Origin of the sequence: Pulveribacter sp. (genome assembly GCF_032079985.1) — a bacterium.
Taxonomy (GTDB): Bacteria; Pseudomonadota; Gammaproteobacteria; order Burkholderiales; family Burkholderiaceae_C; genus Melaminivora.
In genome coordinates this window covers 76,039-94,778 of record NZ_DAMATK010000006.1, presented here as the reverse complement: position 1 = coordinate 94,778, position 18,740 = coordinate 76,039, and the positions used below count along the sequence as shown (strand labels likewise).

The following is an 18,740-nucleotide window of genomic DNA, read 5'->3' as shown; positions in this document are numbered from 1 at the left end:
AGATTTCCTTTGGGGATCAGTGACCTGCGCCAGACTCCGCAGCGGCTGCGCCGCCGACCGAGACACCGGCACTGGTGGGCTTGCCGATGAGAGAGGCCTGAAGTGCGGCGTCCGCCTGCCAGAACTGTTGCTCAGCGTTCAACGCCGCCATCACCGAGTTCACCTGGTCGCGGGAGTCGGCCAGCAACTCGAAGACGCTGATCAGCATCCCGTTGTAGCGAAGCTGGTTTTCTTCGGAGATGATTTTTCTCAGTGGGATCACCTCGTCGCGGTGGTGGCGCGCGATGTCATACGCTGTGCGGTACGCGGAGTAGCTCTCACGGAGGTTCGACCCCGCCGCGCGGGCAGTAGCCTCCAAGCGGTTGGCTGCTGCCAGGGTCTGCGCGTTCATAGCGCTGCGCCGCATGCCACCCCAGTCAAAGATGGGCAGCTGCAGGCTGATCTCGAAACCACGCCGCGTGGAGTGGGTGTTCTCAGCAGCGTCGAAGACCGAGTCGCGCCGGACTCCCAACTCGATATCCGTGAACGTCGTAATCGTGTTCCAGCCCTGTGCGCGGGCAGCTGCGTCATAGTTTGCCTTCGCGATCTGCAGGTCCAGCCGACCCTTGGACGCCTCGCGGCCTGCGTCCAAGGGCGACAAAGGCTCGTTGGGAAGCGCGGGCAGACGCTCTGGCAACCTGAGTTGTTTGGCTTGACCGTCGTCCAGGCCCAGCAATCGGACAAGTTCCTCACGGGCCGCCGTGACCTGGTGCTGCGCGCTTGCCAGCTGAGTTGCTGTGTCGGCATAGAACGCTTGCTGGCGTACACGATCGAGCTTGTTGAAATTGCCCACCGCCTGCATGCGCTTGGCCAATTCGGCGCTGGCCTGGGCGCTGGCGAAAACTTGCTGTGTGTAGGTCAGGATTTGTTGCGCCGCGACGGCGCGTACCCAGGACTGTCGCACCTGTGTGACTTGGTCCACCACATCACTGCTCAGGCGCAATTGAGCCTGCTGGATGCGCCGCTCGGCGACGCCTTTGCGCGTGGGCAAGGTCAGCAGGTCCAGCAGTCCAAAGGAAAGGAGGCGTCCGATCTCCGTCTCGCTGCCCAAGCGCACGCGTTCCAGGCTCAAAATGGGGTTGGCGATGCGTCCGGACTGCGCTGCCGTCGACGCGTCCGCCCAGTTTTGGGCCACGATGGCCTGCATGGACGGGCTGTTGACCAATGCAAGTTGCACAGCTTCCTTCTGCCCCAGTGGCTTGCTCAGCAGATCCGAAGCACGCTGGCGCAAGGCCTCACGCTCGCTCTGATCCCGGGCCACGGTGAGCTGGCCGTCCGTGAAACTGCTTGTCGCTGCATTGGCGCTGGAGAGGCTCTGCTCCAGATTCACGCTGGCGCATCCGGACAACACCGCAACAGCGGCCACGGCGATCACTAACTTGGCGCGGGGCAAGTGCAAGAGGCGGCTCATTGTTTGCCCCCGTGGTGTGCGTCATGACCCTGGGCGGGCTGGTCCTGATCGGTAGCGGGTGCTGTCTGGCGCATTTCCTTGGCATAGGCGCGCCATCCTCCGATCTCACCCACCTTGTCGTTGGCCGCCTTCCAAGGCTGGACGGACTGCTCCTTGTAGGCTTCGTAGCCCGACAGTGCAGATCGGTACGAAAACTGATAGTCCACCTTCGCGGTTTCACCCTCAGGCATTTGCGCCAGTGACAGCGATGGAACCAATACCGCGGCGGCCAGCCAGAAGCTTGCGGTAGGTCGTGAAAGCCAGCGATTGTTCATAGATTCACCATCTGTTTTGATGCATCGCATTGTCTGGGCCGATGCCTGCCGCGGACATAACAGTTTCATTACATCTTTGTCATCTAGAAGAAAGCCAGCGATCTGCGGGCACACTTGCAACCACGCGCAGTGCCTGGGAGTTCCCGTGAAAATATTGATCGTGGAAGATGAAATCAAAACCGGCGAGTACCTGCGCCAAGGGTTGCGCGAGGCTGGTTTCAATGCCGATCTGGTCCACAACGGAGTGGACGGGCTGCATCTGGCCCAGGATGGCGACTATGACCTGGTGATCCTTGATGTGATGCTTCCGGGGATGGACGGATGGCAGGTTCTCACCAATCTGCGCCGCCTCGGTCTGGAGATGGCCGTCCTGTTCCTCACGGCGAAGGACCAAGTGCAAGACCGAGTGAAGGGACTGGAACTGGGAGCCGATGACTATCTGGTCAAACCTTTTTCTTTCGCCGAACTGCTGGCGCGCGTGCGAACGATCCTGCGGCGTGGGCGCAATGGCACGGAGGTGACCGTGCTGCAGGTGGCCAATCTGGAATTGGACCTTCTGCGAAGACGTGTCAGCCGCGCCGGGAAACGGATCGACCTGACGGCCAAGGAATTTGGACTGCTTGAGTTGCTGATGCGCCGCCACGGGGAAGTTCTTCCGCGCTCGTTGATCGCTTCCCAAGTGTGGGACATGAACTTTGACAGCGACACCAATGTGATCGAGGTGGCCATGCGCAGGCTTCGTGCCAAGATCGATGACGCCTACGACATCAAGCTGATCCAGACGGTGCGGGGCATGGGGTACGTGCTTGAGGCCCCGCAGGAGGGCGCGTGAAAGCCCGGTACTCGCTGACGACACGGTTGACGGTTCTTTTTACCTTGGCATCTGGGCTGGTGCTCATTTGCCTGGGGACCCTTGTCGCCGTTTCCATTGACAGGCATTTCGTAGAACTCGACCGAGATGCCCTGCGCGACAAAATCCACCTGACGCGTGAAGTCATCAGCAAATCCAAGTCGCCACAAGATCTGCAAACACGGCTGGATGATGTTTTGCATAGCCATAAGGGTCTCTACGTCAGTGTGCTTCGCGGCGCGGAATCGCTTTACTCGACCACAGACTTCCAGTTTCCAAAGGACCTGATCGCCCTGACCCAAACAGCGCGCTTGGGGGTTGCTTCATGGCAAACCAAGTCGGGTGAATATCGAGGGATGTCCGAATCCGTGCCGTTGCCGGGATCCTCCGATCCACCATTACAGGTATGGGTGGCCCTCGACATTGCTCACCACAAGCACTTCATGTATGGCCTGATTCGCGTGCTCGTGGGTTACGTGACTTTGGCAACGCTGGTGGCAGGGTTCCTTGGCTGGTGGGCCGCCAAGAAGGGTCTGGCACCCCTTCGGGCCATGCGGTCCCGGGCAATGTCCATTACGGCTCAGCGGCTGGACGAGGGCATGCCAAGCCAGGAGTTTCCGGTGGAGATGGCAGACCTTGCCACGACCCTGAATGAAATGCTCCGGCGCCTTAAAGAGGAGTTCGACCGCCTCTCCGAGTTTTCGTCGGACCTCGCCCACGAGTTGCGTACGCCCATCAATAATTTGATGACTCAGACGCAGGTAACGCTCAGTCAGGCCCGTTCTACAACGGAGTACCAAGAAATTCTTGCCTCTAACGCCGAGGAGTACCAACGCTTGGCTCGCATGATCGCCGACATGTTGTTCTTGGCGAAGGCCGATCACGGGCTCATTCTTCCCAGGCCAGAAATCATCGCGGTTCACGATGAGGCGCGGGCGTTATTTGATTTCTATGAGGCACTTGCTGAAGAACAGCAGGTGCGGCTGACGCTGGCTGGAGAGGGGGAGCTCTCTGGTGACCGGTTGATGCTCCGGCGAGCCCTGAGCAATCTTCTGTCCAACGCCATCCGGTACACGCCGCCAGGTGAGAACGTTGTTGTCAGTATCAAGGGCGACCTGCATGGAACCACGGTGGACGTCATCAACAATGGACCTACCATCGACGAGCAGATGATCCCCCGCCTGTTTGACCGCTTCTTCCGGGCCGACAAGTCGCGTAAGCAACTGGACTCTGATGGAGCGGGCCTTGGCCTGTCCATCACCCAGGCCATCGTTCATGCGCACCGTGGCCGCATCACTGCGAATTCTGCCAACGGCAAGACCTGCTTTTCGATGTACTTCCCCCGTACACCCAGGTGAACATCTTACGACCGATGCAAGTTTTTCCCGGTACCCACGTTGATTGCCGAAAGTTAGGTCCGAGCTGGGATCAGCGCCCAAGAGATTCCGCTCCGTACGTCTTGGCGTCGTACAAGTTGTTCTGGGCATACACGCTGGATAGAGATGAAGGGAGCTATCAATGCGCTTGATGCACAACAAGACGACAATCGCTGTCCCCTTCACGTTCAAGTAGCGCCCCCTTGTCGCGCGAATTTCTGCATCTGCCGGCACTGCGAGGCGGTCTGTTGGCCCTGCTGGCGGCAGCATTGTTCGGTATCAGCACCCCTCTGGTGCAGCGTTTTGGCGCAGGGCTAGGGGCATTCACGACGGCGGCGCTGCTGTACGCGGGAGCCGCTGTAGTGGGAGCGTTGTCATTACGGACTGCTGCGCACGAAGCACGCCTCAAGAAATCTGACACCCCGCGACTTCTTGCCATGGCGGGGTTTGGCGCCGCGCTGGGGCCGGTAGCCCTGGCCTGGGGCCTTCAGCACACCAGCGGAGCCAGTGCATCGCTCATGCTCACCTTGGAAGCGCTGTTCACAGCCACGCTGGCGTTGTGGCTCTACAGCGAAACCATGGACCGCCGCGTATGGGCTGCCATGCTTTTGCTGCTCGCGGGTGGTATGGCTCTCGTCCTGGACCAGGGCCTGCAAGGCGGAGTACAGCTGCTTGGGCTGCTTGCAGTGCTGGTGGCTACGATGGCCTGGGGTGTGGACAACACCTTGTCGCGAGGACTGGCTGAGCATGACCCGAGCCAGGTGGTGATGGCCAAGGCAACCCTGGGTGCTACCGCAACAGCAGCGTTGGCCGTCTTGACAGGGGAGCCCTTGCCTTCCTGGACTGCAGCACTGGGGCTTCTTGCCATTGGAGCCACAGGCTACGGGCTGAGCCTGCGCTTTTATCTTCTGGCACAACGGGCATTCGGCGCGGCGCGGACGGGTTCGGTGTTCGCCTTCGCGCCTTTCATTGGTGCGGCAGTGGCCTTCGGGCTTGGGGAGCGCTCTGCGGGATGGTTGCTGCTGCTGGGTGGCTTGTTCATGCTGGCGGGGGTGGTGCTTCACCTGGCCGAGAGCCACGGACACGAACACACCCACGAAGCGTTACAACATGAGCACGCCCACCGCCATGACGACGGGCACCATTTACACGCGCACGACGTGATGCCTGAAGGCAGCCATAGCCATCGGCATGCGCACGATCCGATGACACACGCACACGCGCACGCACCCGATGCGCACCATCAGCACAGGCACTAGCTGCGCTATTCATGGCGGGGCATGTTTCAACCATGGCGCGCTGGTGCCCAATCCCATGTCCACACGGCCCCAGCATCGCGGTGCTGCAGCTGGCACTACGTCAAGGCACACGGGGGAGTCCTTGCTGACTAACGTTTTGCGAGCTCGAGCGCCCAGTGTGTATGCGACCGTTTATCGAGCACTCCAAGCGTCAGTCGCCGCAGTGTCGTGTCGGAGCCTCTCGCGTAATGCGACGAAGCAAGCCGATATATTTCCTTGAAAGCAACTATGCGGCACTCGCACTGGAGATGTGCATGCAATCCAAAGGATCATTAGGAGCAGGACTACACCACGAAGGAGACCTCCGGTGTGAGTTGGTTCCAGGACCACGCCCGGCAATCCGTTCAGCTCATTCGGCAGACTTCCGTCGTCAACGACGCAAGCATCATCGTTGTCGGACGAGGTGCTTCGACTCTCGTTGACGATCTGCTCGATGAGGGGTACACGAAGGTCACGGCCCTTGACCTCTCCGAGGCCGCATTGGCCGCGTCACGGTCCCGACTGGGCCAGCGTATCCTGGCTTGTAGGGGATATAACTGGCGTTGATTTTCCACGACATGCCTACGACGTGTGGCATGACAGAGCAGTTTTTCATTTCCTCACCTGCCGCAGGAGCGGGCAGCCTACGTTCTGGCGGTTCTGCGCGCCGTCAAGCCGGGCGGTCATGTGATCGTGGCGACATTTGCTGAGGATGGTCCGGAGAAGTGCAGCGGTTTGCCAGTCATGCGCTATAGCGCCAACGGCTTGCATGCAGAGTTCGGAGCTCCGTTCACGCTTTTGCAGCAAGAGCATGAAGAACACCACACGCCGTTCGGCACCGTTCAGAAGTTCATTTATTGCCTATGCCGAAAAGAATCGAACTGAGGCCACCCCACCCAGCTGCTCGACACCAACGCGCACTCGGCTTTGGTGCCGAAAGCCTGCTTCTGTAGGTTTCCACTGCTGGGCATTAGATAGCTTCGGGTTGAGCGGGAGGCAACGTCAGAAGCGGGGAGTCGTAGGGATCTGCCCCGCGTTGGCCGCTGCATGCTGCGCGGCATGGTAGCGGTCGGGATAGATCTCGTTGAGCTTGCGGCCGTCTTCGCCCGCGACAATCTCCCCTTCGCGAATAGCGCGCGCCAGTTCACTCTTGACTTGACCGCGGGTCTTGGAAGGAGCGGTGGCCACTGCAGGATAACGACCAGGAGTCAGCTCATTCAGCTTGGCGCTTGATTCACCGCCCGCAAGGATATCGCCGGTGCGGATCGCTTGCTCCAGCTCCGTGCGCACTTGCTCGCGTGTTTTTGTGACCTGCGCGGAGGCGTCTACAGGGTACGCACCGGGGTTGATCTGTTTGAGCGTCAGACCCGACTCACCAGAGGCGAGCATGTCGCCACTTCGCATTGCTTGCGCCAGTTCAGCCCGTACTTGTTCACGCGTCTTGCTAACACCTTGGTCAGACGCGAATGCGGGGGCGGCGAAGAGAGAGAGAACGATGAGGGTGGACTTGATTTTCATGATGAATTTTCCTTCTTGGCTAAACGGTGGGAGATTGCAAGCGCATGCCGGTCTAGGAGAGGCACTCGGTTGAAGGCGATCGTTGAGGTGGTTCAGGGCAGTTAAAGGGCAGCGGCCCAATGCGCTTCGCCATCCAGGTCGCGCATGGCTTCGCTGATATCAGAGTTGCGCTTGACCTCCTGCAACACATCCAGGACTTGTCGGCGCGTCTTGGCAGCTTGGGGTACTAACTTGCATGGTGGTCTCCTGTGGCGCCAGATGCCCGATATGGTCCATCCAGGTGGCGTTTTTATGCACCACGGAGAGGAGTCTAGAAATCACCGCCCCACATGGAGGTGACTTCCGGATTACGCTTTTGACAGCAAGTGGCGATACACGCACCCAATCGCCGACGCTGTTGCGTGGGGAGCGTCTCTATCAAATCCAGCGGAGCTTCAGAGTGCAGGCGCGCAATTGCCGCGACGAAGCAACAGTGCTTTGGCAAGCCGCTACAGACGGTCATCACCAGAATTGACATGCTGTTCACGCTTGGCCCAGCGATTGCTCGCACATATGTGACGTTCTGATTACGGCCCTGACAGCTCTTTGTAATCTTCGACCAGGAGCAGGCGTATATCTCTCGATGCCAGGTCAATCGGCGGTGCCGGCCTACAGTACCCGCGTCTCGAACGGCAAAAGATGACTGCTCCTCGCATCCAAGTGCGCAGGACACAGCTCGTCTAACGGGCCCTTCAACGTACCTTACGGAGATTCAATGAACCATACTCAAAACCAATACATGTCATGCATTGAGGCTTGCCAGTCATGCGCGGCGGCTTGCAATATGTGCTTTGCAGCTTGCCTCAAGGAAGAGGACGTCAAGATGATGGCGCGCTGTATCGCACTGGATGTGGACTGCGCGGCAGTGTGCAGCTTTGCTGCCAATGCCATGGCACGCAACAGCGAACACGCCAAGGCTATCTGCGCGTTGTGCGCCGAAATCTGCAGCGCCTGCGGCAACGAATGCGAAAAGCACCAGGCCGAGCATTGCAAGGCTTGCGCCACTGCATGCCACAAATGCGCCCAGGAATGTGCCGCTATGGCGCGGGCAACCTGAACGCTACTGACAGCACATCCCGGAGGCCATCATGAAGAGATCACCACTCGCCCTGATCACGTTTTCTGCCACGGCATTTCTTGTCGGTGCATTGGGCACACCCTTGGTTTTGCATGCGCAAGCCGCTCCCCACAGCGGCATGAAAAGCGCTGGCACAGACTCGTCCATGCCAGCTGGAAAGATGGACATGAAGTCAATGATGGAAGAGGGCAACAAAAAAATGGCCTCTGTGCCGATGTCCGGAAACCCGGATGTGGACTTCGCCAAATGATGCGTATCCACCACCAGGGTGCGATCGACATGGCCCAGGGCCAGTTGCGCGACGGTAAGGATCCTCAAATGCTCAAGATGGCCAAGGAGATCATTGCAGCGCAGAAAAAGGAAATCGCCGTGCTGGATGCGTTTCTGGCCCGCAGCGGCACGACGCCCCCAGCAGCGTCCAAATAGTGTTGTGTTCAACATAAAAACCGCCCTGCATCTTGGGCGGTGCCTCCAAGATGCAGGGCGGTGCAACGTCAGCATTGCGTCTGAGGTCTTGTTGCAGTAAATCCACGAAGTCCAGGTAAGACAAGTCGTAGTCTGCGCATGTTCAGGCTTGACATTCCCTCCGTGTTAGGCCTTATCGTTTCCGCAAGGTTCATCACAATCTCGGTGGGCCTTTTAGGAGAACACCATGAACCATGACCACACCACGGCGCATTCGGATGCGGCTAACACCGCCACAGGGACCAAGAACGTGCGGAGCGCCGTAGTCATGCTTGCGCTCATCGCAGGGTTCTTCCTGCTCAGAGAACACTGGTCACACATCGCAGGCTACTGGCCGTATCTGCTCTTGCTCGCATGTCCTTTGATGCATCTCTTCCACGGGCATGGGGGACACGGCTCGCATGGCAGTGGCTCGATCGACAAGTGAGAGCACGCAACGCTCAAGCTAACAAGGATCCTGTCCGCGGGATGCACGTGTTGGACCAATCTCAGTGCACCGCACTGCAAGAAAGTCCCCATCTATCAATTTTTACACTTAAAAGTGCGAGGGGAGGCGAAGGGAGGGCTTTAATGCGGATCCGCTGCTTTCGCAGACGGCATCGGTGATTCCCACGGCCCTACGGCTGCGCAAGGGATAAGATTGTTCGGCGCGCATGGTTTTGATCTAGGTTAAGTCCGTGGGCGCAGCCCTAGATATTATTCGCATCATGATCTTCACCAGAAGCACCGTATCGCGCCAGAGACGCTGGGTTGCCAGCGTCTTGGTGGCGGCATTGCTTCTAATGCAGGTAGCACTGGCCGCGTACGCCTGCCCCAAGGTGGATTCCGCAGCCCATGCCGTAGCGATGCAAAAAGCGGGCATGGCTATAGAGGAGGCTGTAGGCATGCCTTCCATGCCCGAATGCCACGCGATGGCTGGGACGATGGATGAGCAGGATCCGCAACTGTGCCGGGCCCATTGCGACGGCGACAGCCAGTCTGCCCCCTCCTTGCAAGGTCTCGATCTGCACGCAATCTCTGCGCATGCCATCTGGATCGTCTATGTAGTGCCCGCTGTGCTGGATTCACAGCAGGGTATCGACCCTCGGGCTGTCTACGCAGAGTTGGACAGACGAGCGGGCTCTCCTCCCATCTATCTGACACACCAGGTCTTTCGGAATTGATGGTGCACGACGTGCGTGCTGCCCTGCAGCGTGTGCGCAAGTTTGACTTCGTGCCCCATCATTTCGAGGACCATCATGCCCATCGTCTCCATCGGCGCTCCATGCGGGCGCCTGTCCGCGCACCGGCGCATTTCCCCCGTTTCGTGGCGCATTCAGGCGCGCAGCCTAAACAATCCGCGGCTAAGCGCGCTCGGACTTCTGCTTGTCGGCATCGGCTTGGCAGGTAGCCAGGCGCACGCCCTTGGCTTTGCTGAGGCGTTGGATCTGGCAGAGCAGCGCAGTCCCCGGGTCACGGCCCAGCAACTGCAGATTGACGCGGCCAGCAGCACTCAGAAGTCGGCGGGAACCCTGCCAGATCCCAAGCTCTCGGTCGGTGTCGAGAATCTCCCCATCAGCGGTATGGATCGCTTCAGCCTCACGCGCGAATCCATGACCATGCAGCGCCTGGCGCTGATGCAAGAAGTGCCCAACCGGGCCAAACGCGACGCGCAGATCGCCAGTGCCCAGGCCAAGGTGGAGCGCGAACGCGCCGCCCTGGGGGTCCAGCGTCTTCAGATCCGCCAGGAGCTAAGCCAGGCCTGGATCATGGCCCAAGCCATCGAACAGCGAGACCAGGTACTTACCGATCTGCTGGTCCAGAACCAGCGCCTGCAAGACAGCCTGCCAGCCCGTATCGCGGGTGGTACGGCCCAGGCGAGCGATCTCCTCGCGGCTAGGCAAGAGGCACTCGCCTTGTCGGACCGCAGGGACGATCTGCAGCGAGATCGATCCAAGGCCAGGGCCATGTTGCGGCGCTGGGTAGGTGCCCGTGCCGACGAGGCGCTGCAAGGAGCACCCGGGCCGTTGAGGCGGGCTCCGGAGCAGCTGCGCTCAGAGTTACATCGCCATGCAGAGCTCGCCCAGTACCCTGCCATGCAGGCCATGGCTTTGGCCGAGTCGCGCGGAGCCCAGGCCGAGTCCCGGGGCGACTGGTCCTGGGAGATTGCCTACAGCCGCCGTGCTCGCCAATGGGGCGACATGGTGTCCTTTCAGGTGACCTTTGACCTCCCCTGGCAACAGGAGCGGCGCCAGGCGCCCCAGATCAAGGCTAAGCAATTGGAGCTGCAGCGCCTGGAGGCCGAGCAGGAAGACGTGACCCGCAGGCACCTGCAAGAACTTGAGGACAGTGCCTCAGATCTGGCGGCACTGAACAGTCAGATCGAACGGCTGCAATCGGCAGGCATCAGCCTGGCGCAGGGCAGGGCCGAACTTGCGCTTGGCAACTATCAGGCAGCCAAGGGCGACTTGAGCGCTGTGCTGTCTGCGCGGGCTCAGGTGCTGGAGACCCACTGGCGTCTCATTGAGTTGCAGGCACAGCGGGACGTCGTGATTGCCCGGCTGAACAGCCTGATCGCCGACTGAAGGGGAAAGCACATGAAAAATACCGTTTTCAAGAAGTCTGTTGTGGCCGTGGCACTGGTTGCTGCAGGGATCGCCCTTGGGTGGGGTGTCTCTCAATGGCGCTTCACAAGCGGCCACGCACCTGGCGACAGCGCGCCATCGGCAGAAGCTGCGAAGACCGGGCGAAAGGTGCTGTACTGGTACGACCCCATGGTGCCGACGCAGAAGTTCGACAAGCCCGGAAAGTCCCCCTACATGGACATGGCCCTGGTCCCCAAGTACGCAGATGAGGACACACAAACAGGCGCCGGTTTGAATGTCTCCGCGCAGGCGGTGCAGGCACTGGGTCTTCGTACCGCCACGGTTGAACAGCGTGACATCGGGTCCGACGTGGACGTGCTGGGTACGGTCCAGCTCAATGACCGGGACGTGAGCATTGTTCAGGCGCGTTCGGCTGGATTTGTGGAGCGCGTGTATGCCAGGGCCCCGGGCGACGTTGTGGCCGCCGGCGCACCATTGGCGGACCTGCTGCTGCCCGAATGGGTTGCTGCGCAGCGCGAATACCTCGCGGTCCGAGCCCTCAAGGATGATTCGCTGACAGCGGCAGCACGCCAGCGGCTGTCTCTCTTGGGCATGCCAGCATCGCTCGTGGCCCAAGTGGACCGCACGGGCGAACCCCAAGGCCGCTACACAGTGACCTTCCCCCAGAGTGGCATGGTGGCCGAACTCATGGTGCGCCAGGGCATGACGGTCTCCGCAGGCGCCAGCCTGGTGCGCGTGAACGGACTGGCCAGTGTCTGGATCGAAGCCGCCGTTCCCGAAGCACAAAGCGGTCCCTTGCAACTGGGGCAAGACGCACAGGTGCGCCTGGCCGCATTTCCGGGCGAAACCCTCAAAGCCCGTGTCGTGAGCATCCTCCCAGAGGCCAACCGGGAAACCCGCACGGTGCGAGTCCGCCTGGAGCTTCCCAACCCGAACCAGCGCCTGAAGGCGGGCATGTCTGGGCAGATTGTCCTGACCGGGCGCACGCGACTCGCGCTGTTGGTTCCTAGCGAAGCGGTGATCCGCACGGGCAAGCGTGCGCTGGTCTACGTTGTGGATGGCCCCGGCAGATACAACCCAGTCCAGGTTCAGCTCGGCGCCGAGATCGACGACCGCCTCGTCGTTCAAGGCGGGCTGACCGCAGGACAGCAGGTGGTCGCCTCGGCGCAGTTCCTGATTGATTCAGAAGCCAGTCTCCGGGGGATCATGCCCGCACAACCCCAAGCCAGCGGCGCGCAAGCCGCCGGCGAACAGGGCGCATCGAACCCTGTTGCATCAGCGCCTAAGAGTTTTACTGTGCGAGGGGTGGTTGACGAAGTGACGCCGACCGAGGTGACCCTCACCCACGAGGCTGTCCCCGAACTGAAGTGGCCCGGCATGACCATGCCGTTCAAGCTGGCGACACCTGATCTGGCCAAGGCTTTGAAACCCGAGCAGCAGGTCAAATTCACCTTCCAGCAGCAAGGCAAGGACTTCGTGATCACCGCCGTGGAAAGGATCAAGCCATGATCGCGCGATTGATCCGCTGGTCGGTGGCGAACCGGTTTCTGGTGATCCTGGCCACCGTGATGCTTACGGCCTGGGGTGTGTGGGGCGTGCGCAGCACCCCCGTGGATGCGCTACCGGACCTCTCGGATGTCCAAGTCATCATCCGCACCTCCTATCCCGGTCAGGCACCGCAGATTGTGGAGAACCAGGTCACATACCCCTTGTCCACCACCATGCTGTCCGTCCCCGGTGCGAAGACGGTGCGGGGCTTTTCGTTCTTTGGCGACTCTTTCGTCTACATCCTGTTCGAGGATGGCACGGACCTGTACTGGGCGCGTTCGCGGGTGCTGGAATACATGAACCAGGTGCAGGGAAGACTACCCGCTACGGCCAAGTCGTCATTGGGTCCAGACGCTACGGGTGTAGGGTGGATTTTCCAGTACGCCCTGGTGGACCGCACCGGCAAAAACGACCTGGCTCAGCTTCGCGCCCTGCAGGACTGGTTCTTGAAGTTCGAACTCAAGAGCCTGCCTAACGTCGCGGAAGTGGCGTCGGTCGGCGGCATGGTCAAGCAATACCAAGTCGTGCTCGATCCAATCAAGCTGGCGGCGCAAGGGCTCACCCAGGGGCAGGTGCGAGAGGCCATCATGGGCGCCAACCAGGAAACGGGTGGATCGGTGCTGGAATTATCCGGGGCCGAGTACATGGTGCGCGCCAGCGGCTATCTGAAAACGCTGGATGATTTTCGCGCTATCCCGCTGGTGTCGCGCGCTGGGATCCCCGTGCGCCTGGGCGATGTCGCGACGATCCAGATCGGGCCGGAGATGCGGCGCGGCATCGCCGAGCTCGACGGTGAGGGCGAAGTGGCCGGTGGCGTGGTGATTCTCCGCTCGGGCAAGAATGCCCAGGAAACCATCAAAGCCGTCAAAGCAAAGCTCAGCGAGTTGCAAAGCAGCTTACCCAAGGGCGTGGAGATCATCACCACCTACGACCGTAGCGCACTCATTGAGCGCGCGATCCAGAACCTCACCACCAAACTTGTGGAGGAGTTCATTGTGGTGGCGCTGGTCTGCGTGGTGTTCCTGTGGCATCTGCGGTCCGCGCTGGTCGCGATCATTTCACTGCCGCTGGGCATCATGGCAGCCTTTCTGGTGATGCGTTATCAAGGCATCAACGCCAACATGATGTCTCTGGGCGGTATAGCGATTGCCGTGGGAGCCATGGTCGATGCAGCGGTGGTGATGATAGAGAACGCCCATAAGAAGCTGGAACTCTGGCAGCACAAGAACCCGGACCGCAACCTGGTGGGAGAAGAGCGCTGGAAGGTGATCACCGGTGCTGCCGAAGAGGTAGGCCCCGCGCTGTTCTTCTCCCTGCTCATCATCACGTTGTCTTTCGTGCCAGTCTTTACGCTGGAAGCGCAGGAAGGTCGCCTGTTCGGGCCGCTGGCTTTCACCAAGACCTACGCGATGGCTGCAGCAGCGGGTCTTTCCGTCACACTGATCCCGGTCCTCATGGGCTACTGGATACGGGGCCGTATCCCTGACGAGCAGAAGAACCCTATTACGCGGGCGCTGATTTCTGTTTACCGGCCTTCCCTGGAGTGGGTTTTGCACCGCCCGAAATCCACCTTGGTCATCGCCGTGCTGGCTCTAACGACCACCATCTGGCCGATGTCTCAATTGGGTGGCGAGTTCCTGCCGAGGATAGATGAAGGAGATTTGCTGTACATGCCGTCAGCGCTCCCCGGCATGTCTGCTCAGCGGGCGACCGAAATGCTGCAACTGAGCAACCGAATGATCAAGACGGTGCCCGAAGTCGAACGCGTCTTCGGTAAGGCTGGCCGGGCGGAGACCGCCACCGATCCGGCTCCGCTGGAAATGTTCGAGACCACGGTGATGCTCAAACCCCGTGACCAGTGGCGGCCGGGAATGACGCCCGAGGGCCTGATCGAGGAGTTGGACAAGGCCGTCAAGATTCCCGGCCTGTCCAACATCTGGATCCCTCCCATTCGCAACCGGATCGATATGCTGGCCACGGGCATCAAGAGTCCGATCGGGGTCAAGGTGACTGGCAACGACCTGCAGGTGATCGATGGGATCGCAGCGCAGGTCGAGCAGGTCGCCAAAGGCATTCCGGGGGTGTCTTCTTCATTGGCCGAGCGCCTGACCGGGGGACGCTATGTCGATGTCACCATCGATCGTAAGGCCGCAGGGCGCTACGGGCTGAACGTGTCCGATGTGCAGGCGGTGATCTCCGGGGCGGTCGGGGGTGAAAACGTCTCGGAAACGGTCGAGGGCTTGGCGCGCTTCCCCATCAACGTGCGCTACCCACGCGAGTGGCGAGACTCTCCGGAACGGCTGGCCCAGTTGCCCATCACCACCCCGATGGGCCAGCAGATCACGCTGGGCACGGTCGCCCGCATCGCCATCACCGACGGACCACCCATGCTCAAGAGCGAGAACGCGCGGCCATCGGGATGGGTGTACGTCGATGTGCGAGGGCGCGATCTGGCGTCCGTGGCAAATGACCTGCGCGACGCCGTGAGTCGCCAGATCAAGCTCGAACCTGGTGTCAGCATTGCTTACTCGGGTCAGTTCGAATACCTCGAACGCGCCAATGCACGCCTCAAGGTGGTGGTGCCCGCAACGCTGCTGATCATCTTCGTGCTGCTGTACTTGACCTTCTCGCGTCTGGGTGAGGCAGGACTGATCATGGCGACGCTGCCGTTTGCGCTCACGGGCGGCATCTGGTTCCTCTACCTGATGAACTACAACCTGTCGATTGCCACGGGCGTGGGCTTCATTGCTCTCGCGGGGGTGGCAGCGGAGTTCGGCGTGGTCATGCTCATCTACCTCAAACAAGCACTGGCAGAGAAATGTCCAGACGGCAGACCGCCCACGCTGGACGAGTTGCTGGACGCGATCCGAGAGGGTGCCGTGCTGCGCGTACGACCCAAGGCCATGACCGTGGCGGTGATCCTGGCGGGCTTAGTGCCGATTGTATGGAGCAGCGGAACAGGCTCTGAGGTCATGAGCCGCATCGCCGCTCCCATGCTGGGAGGCATGGTAACTGCGCCGCTGCTTTCCTTGTTCGTGATTCCTGCGGCCTATGTGCTGATGCGAAAGCCAAGAGCGCGAAGGCATGGGTGCGAGCCTGCTGGTGGTTGGCAACGGCCTGCGTCTACTTCGCGGCACAGGGGGTGAAGCCGTCCAACCTGGCCGCTCGCAGTCCAATGAGCGCGCTCATTCCCGCTGAGGTTGCGGGTAACACGATCTACCAGCTGACAGGCGAGGCGCTGGCCGCTACAGCATTGTGTTTGACCGATCAGTCTGCCTTAGTCTGGTTGCTGTCGGTGACCAGCACGTCTGAATGTCGGCCGCCGCAGTCAGCTGAAATGAGGATGTAAGAGTCAAACGACCGCTGAATCGCCATGACCGGCTACTCAACACCGCCAGTTCGGCCGCCGAGATCGACTCATTGCGCCGAAGCGAGCGACTTGACCCGACCCGAAGCAGAAGCAGAAGGCGGGCGTCCCGCACCAGCTGCCAGTGCCGCGCGGGCACCGTGCACCAGTGAGCTACGCAGGTCCGGGTCACAATCCGCCTTGGTGATGCGCCCCAGGTGCTGCTTGCCGCCCGAGCAATATTGGCCGGGCACCAGGCCCAACCAGGGCGCGCAGCTGACTGCCGAAGGTGAAGTCGCGCCCGAACCAATGGTGCTCTGCAGCGCCGTGGTGGCCAAGCAAGGCTCTACTTAGAATCCAAAGCATCTTTGTGTTGTCGCCGACCGAAAACTGACAGTCTGAAAGGTCTGGTGCCGATCCAAAATTGACAGGGGTGTTCAACTGCCCTGCTGAATTTTTCAGCAGGGATGTAAGAGGTGATCACCATGGACATGATTGGCAAGGTCAGGCGCATGAAGTGGCGCGACCAACTCTCTGACGGAGAGATTTGCAGAAGAACGGGACTGGCCAGAAACACGGTCAAGAAGTGACTCAAGGCCCCCGGAGACATACCCCCGAAGTACGAGCGCAAGAAGGCTGATGGCAAGCTCACGCCATTTGTGGCGGTGCTGGAGCAGGCCCTGCGCACGGATGCGCACCGGGCCAAGAACGCAAGGCGCAGTGGCAAGGCGCTGTTTGCCCAGATCCAGGCTCAGGGATACCGGGGTGGCTATAGCGCCGTGACTGACTTCATTCGAGCATGGCGGGTGGATAGCGCCAAGGATCCCGCCAAGGCCTTTGTGCCGCTGAGCTTCGAGTTGGGCGAGGCCTTCCAGTTCGACTGGAGCGAGGAAGGACTGCTGGTTGGTGGAGTGTTCTACAAACTGCAAGTGGCCCATCTGAAGCTCTGCGCCAGTCGTGCCTTCTGGCTTGTTGCGTACCCTGGGCAGGGCCATGAGATGCTGTTCGATGCCCATACCCGCTCCTTCCATGCATTGGGAGGCGTTGCCAGGCGTGGCATCTACGACAACATGAAGACGGCGGTGGACAAGGTCAAGAAAGGCAAGGGGCGCATCGTCAACGCACGCTTCTCGGCCATGTGCAGCCACTACCTGTTTGATCCGGACTTCTGCAACGTCGCCTCGGGCTGGGAGAAAGGGGTGGTGGAGAAGAACGTGCAGGACAGTCGCAGGCGGATCTGGATCGAGGCCGCCAGCAGGCGCTTCGGATCGTTTGCCGAACTCAATGCATGGCTGGGCGAGCGGTGTCGCTCGGTGTGGTCCGACTCCGTGCATCCGATCCACAAGCAGTTCACGGTGGCAGAGATGTTGGAGTTGGAGCGCCCCCACCTCATGTCCATGCCTGTGCTGTTTGATGGGTATGTGGAGAAGCCCGCGCGGGTGAGTAGTACATGTCTGGTGGCGGTGGCGCGCAATCGCTACTCCGTTCCTTGCGAATGGGCTGGGCACCTGGTCAGCACGCGTCTGTACCCCAATCGGGTGGACATTGCCTGCGCGCAAACCATCATCGCCAGCCACGCCCGCACGCCGGGCAGTGGCCAAGTCACCTATGACTGGCAGCACTACATTGAACTCGTGCAGCGCAAGCCCGGCGCACTGCGCAACGGTGCGCCGTTCCTGGACTTGCCTGAGCCCTTGCAGCGCTTGCGCAAATCCCTTCTGAGGCACCCTGGCGGTGACCGCACCATGGCACAGGTGCTGGCGAGCGTGCCGCAGGCGGGCTTGGACGCAGTACTGGTGGCGGTTGATCTTGTCCTTGAAGGTGCCACGCCCAATGGAAGTGTCAGTGCTGAGCATGTGCGCAATGTGCTGGCTAGGCTGAATGCGCCACCCAGGCCGGAGCATGCCAAAACCACATTGCAACTGACCAACCTCCCGCTGGCCGATACCGCGCGCTACGACCGTTTGCGCCCTACCCACAACGATAACCAAGGGGTCATCCATGTCTGAATCCAAACGCGATGTGCAAAGCGGGCTCAAGGCACTGCGCCTGAATGGCATGGTCAGTGCCTGGGCTGACCTTATGGAGCAGGATGGCGGCTCCTCGATTCAGAGCTCGCGCTGGCTGATAGAGCACCTGCTTCAAGCGGAAGACGTGGATCGGCATATGCGCTCGATTGCCCACCAGATGAAAGCAGCACGCTTCCCGATTCACCGGGATCTTGCTGGCTTCGACTTCGAGGTCTCACCCGTGGACAAGGTGCTGATCAAGAGGTTGGCGGACCTGAGCTTCACCGACGATGCGCAGAACGTTGTCCGGATTGGTGGTCCTGGCACCGGCAAAACCCACTTGGCAACGGCGCTGGGAATCAATGGGCTGACGCACCATTCCAAACGTGTCCGGTTCTACTCGACGGTGGATCTGGTCAATGCGTTGGAGCAAGAGAAGGCCAAGGGAAATCCGGGGCGCATAGCCATGAGCTTGATGCGCATGGACCTGGTCATTCTGGATGAACTTGGATACCTGCCATTCAGCCAGGCCGGTGGAGCATTGCTGTTCCATCTGCTGTCCAAACTCTATGAGCACACCAGCGTTCTGATCACCACCAACCTGACGTTTGCCGAGTGGTCCGCTGTCTTCGGTGATGCCAAGATGACCACGGCACTGCTGGACCGGCTCACCCATCACTGCCACATCGTTGAAACCGGCAATGAGTCCTACCGCTTCCGCCACAGCTCCAAGGAGGCAAAGGGAAAGATCAAATCCAGAGAAATGAATAGAAAAACAGAAACCAGTCTGGAGGTGCAAGCCCAGTAGGAGGCTATAGTTATCCACAGCCAGCCTAGCAGATACTGGCTACACGCCCCCTATCAAAGTTGGATCGGCACACACTG

Annotated in this window: 15 protein-coding genes and 2 pseudogenes; 13 read left to right on the top strand and 4 right to left on the bottom strand. The window is 60.4% G+C overall.

From position 1 onward, the window contains the following. Positions 1-16: 16 nt before the first annotated feature. Positions 17-1,450 carry a TolC family protein gene (locus RT282_RS14875; RefSeq protein ID WP_313315531.1) on the bottom strand — a complete coding sequence of 478 codons (1,434 nt, stop codon included), beginning with the start codon at positions 1,448-1,450 and terminating at the stop codon, positions 17-19. Beyond that, positions 1,447-1,764, bottom strand: a complete 318-nt coding sequence (locus tag RT282_RS14870) for a hypothetical protein (protein ID WP_313315529.1) — start codon at positions 1,762-1,764, stop codon at positions 1,447-1,449. The genes RT282_RS14875 and RT282_RS14870 overlap by 4 nt, the downstream gene beginning before the upstream one ends. A gap of 145 nt (positions 1,765-1,909) precedes the next feature. Here RT282_RS14870 and RT282_RS14865 point away from each other — a divergent pair, with 145 nt between their 5' ends. The 3 genes from RT282_RS14865 (at position 1,910) to RT282_RS14855 (ending at position 5,249) form a co-directional block, all read left to right on the top strand. Beyond that, entirely contained in the window at positions 1,910-2,596 is a 687-nt protein-coding gene (locus tag RT282_RS14865; protein WP_313315527.1) for a heavy metal response regulator transcription factor, read from the top strand. Beyond that, positions 2,593-3,972, top strand: coding sequence for a heavy metal sensor histidine kinase (locus tag RT282_RS14860; protein ID WP_313315525.1), 1,380 nt, complete (start codon positions 2,593-2,595; stop codon positions 3,970-3,972). Before RT282_RS14865 ends, RT282_RS14860 begins: the two co-directional genes overlap by 4 nt. Before the next feature lie 221 nt (positions 3,973-4,193). Beyond that, a complete protein-coding gene (locus tag RT282_RS14855; protein ID WP_313315523.1) occupies positions 4,194-5,249 on the top strand; it encodes a DMT family transporter in 1,056 nt (351 codons plus the stop codon). Positions 5,250-6,269: 1,020 nt separating this feature from the next. On the opposite strand, the gene RT282_RS14850 is transcribed toward RT282_RS14855, so the two are convergent. Next, positions 6,270-6,785, bottom strand: coding sequence for a DUF4148 domain-containing protein (locus tag RT282_RS14850; protein WP_313315522.1), 516 nt, complete (start codon positions 6,783-6,785; stop codon positions 6,270-6,272). Between the two features lie 754 nt (positions 6,786-7,539). Here RT282_RS14850 and RT282_RS14845 point away from each other — a divergent pair. The 8 genes from RT282_RS14845 (at position 7,540) to RT282_RS14810 (ending at position 15,646) form a co-directional block, all read left to right on the top strand. Then, positions 7,540-7,881: a four-helix bundle copper-binding protein gene (locus RT282_RS14845; protein ID WP_246331056.1), complete on the top strand. Its 342-nt coding sequence runs from the start codon at positions 7,540-7,542 to the stop codon at positions 7,879-7,881. Positions 7,882-7,912: 31 nt separating this feature from the next. After that, complete coding sequence (locus RT282_RS14840; RefSeq protein WP_313315518.1) at positions 7,913-8,152, top strand: hypothetical protein; 240 nt, start codon at positions 7,913-7,915, stop codon at positions 8,150-8,152. Then, positions 8,149-8,328 (top strand): DUF305 domain-containing protein, encoded by a 180-nt coding sequence (locus RT282_RS14835; RefSeq protein ID WP_313315515.1) that lies wholly within the window; start codon positions 8,149-8,151, stop codon positions 8,326-8,328. Before RT282_RS14840 ends, RT282_RS14835 begins: the two co-directional genes overlap by 4 nt. A gap of 226 nt (positions 8,329-8,554) precedes the next feature. Continuing rightward, positions 8,555-8,794, top strand: a complete 240-nt coding sequence (locus tag RT282_RS14830) for a DUF2933 domain-containing protein (protein ID WP_313315513.1) — start codon at positions 8,555-8,557, stop codon at positions 8,792-8,794. A gap of 280 nt (positions 8,795-9,074) precedes the next feature. Next, a complete protein-coding gene (locus tag RT282_RS14825) occupies positions 9,075-9,530 on the top strand; it encodes a hypothetical protein (RefSeq protein ID WP_313315511.1) in 456 nt (151 codons plus the stop codon). Positions 9,531-9,605: 75 nt separating this feature from the next. Then, on the top strand, positions 9,606-10,931 hold the full coding sequence (locus RT282_RS14820) for a TolC family protein (RefSeq protein ID WP_313315509.1): 1,326 nt from the start codon (positions 9,606-9,608) through the stop codon (positions 10,929-10,931). A 12-nt stretch (positions 10,932-10,943) separates the two neighbouring features. Next, positions 10,944-12,461: an efflux RND transporter periplasmic adaptor subunit gene (locus RT282_RS14815; protein ID WP_313315506.1), complete on the top strand. Its 1,518-nt coding sequence runs from the start codon at positions 10,944-10,946 to the stop codon at positions 12,459-12,461. Beyond that, positions 12,458-15,646 carry an efflux RND transporter permease subunit gene (locus RT282_RS14810; RefSeq protein WP_313315503.1) on the top strand — a complete coding sequence of 1,063 codons (3,189 nt, stop codon included), beginning with the start codon at positions 12,458-12,460 and terminating at the stop codon, positions 15,644-15,646. Before RT282_RS14815 ends, RT282_RS14810 begins: the two co-directional genes overlap by 4 nt. A 343-nt stretch (positions 15,647-15,989) precedes the next feature. Here RT282_RS14810 and RT282_RS14805 read toward each other — a convergent pair. Next, positions 15,990-16,184 (bottom strand): annotated as a pseudogene (locus RT282_RS14805) (transposase); the annotation flags it as partial. Positions 16,185-16,331: 147 nt separating this feature from the next. On the opposite strand from RT282_RS14805, the pseudogene istA reads away from it, so the two are divergent. Together istA and istB are read left to right on the top strand one after the other, a co-directional pair. Then, positions 16,332-17,855 (top strand): annotated as a pseudogene (istA, locus tag RT282_RS14800) (IS21 family transposase). Beyond that, positions 17,848-18,663, top strand: a complete 816-nt coding sequence (gene istB / locus RT282_RS14795) for an IS21-like element helper ATPase IstB (RefSeq protein ID WP_313315500.1) — start codon at positions 17,848-17,850, stop codon at positions 18,661-18,663. The pseudogene istA and the gene istB overlap by 8 nt, the downstream one beginning before the upstream one ends. The last annotated feature ends 77 nt before the right edge of the window (positions 18,664-18,740 follow it).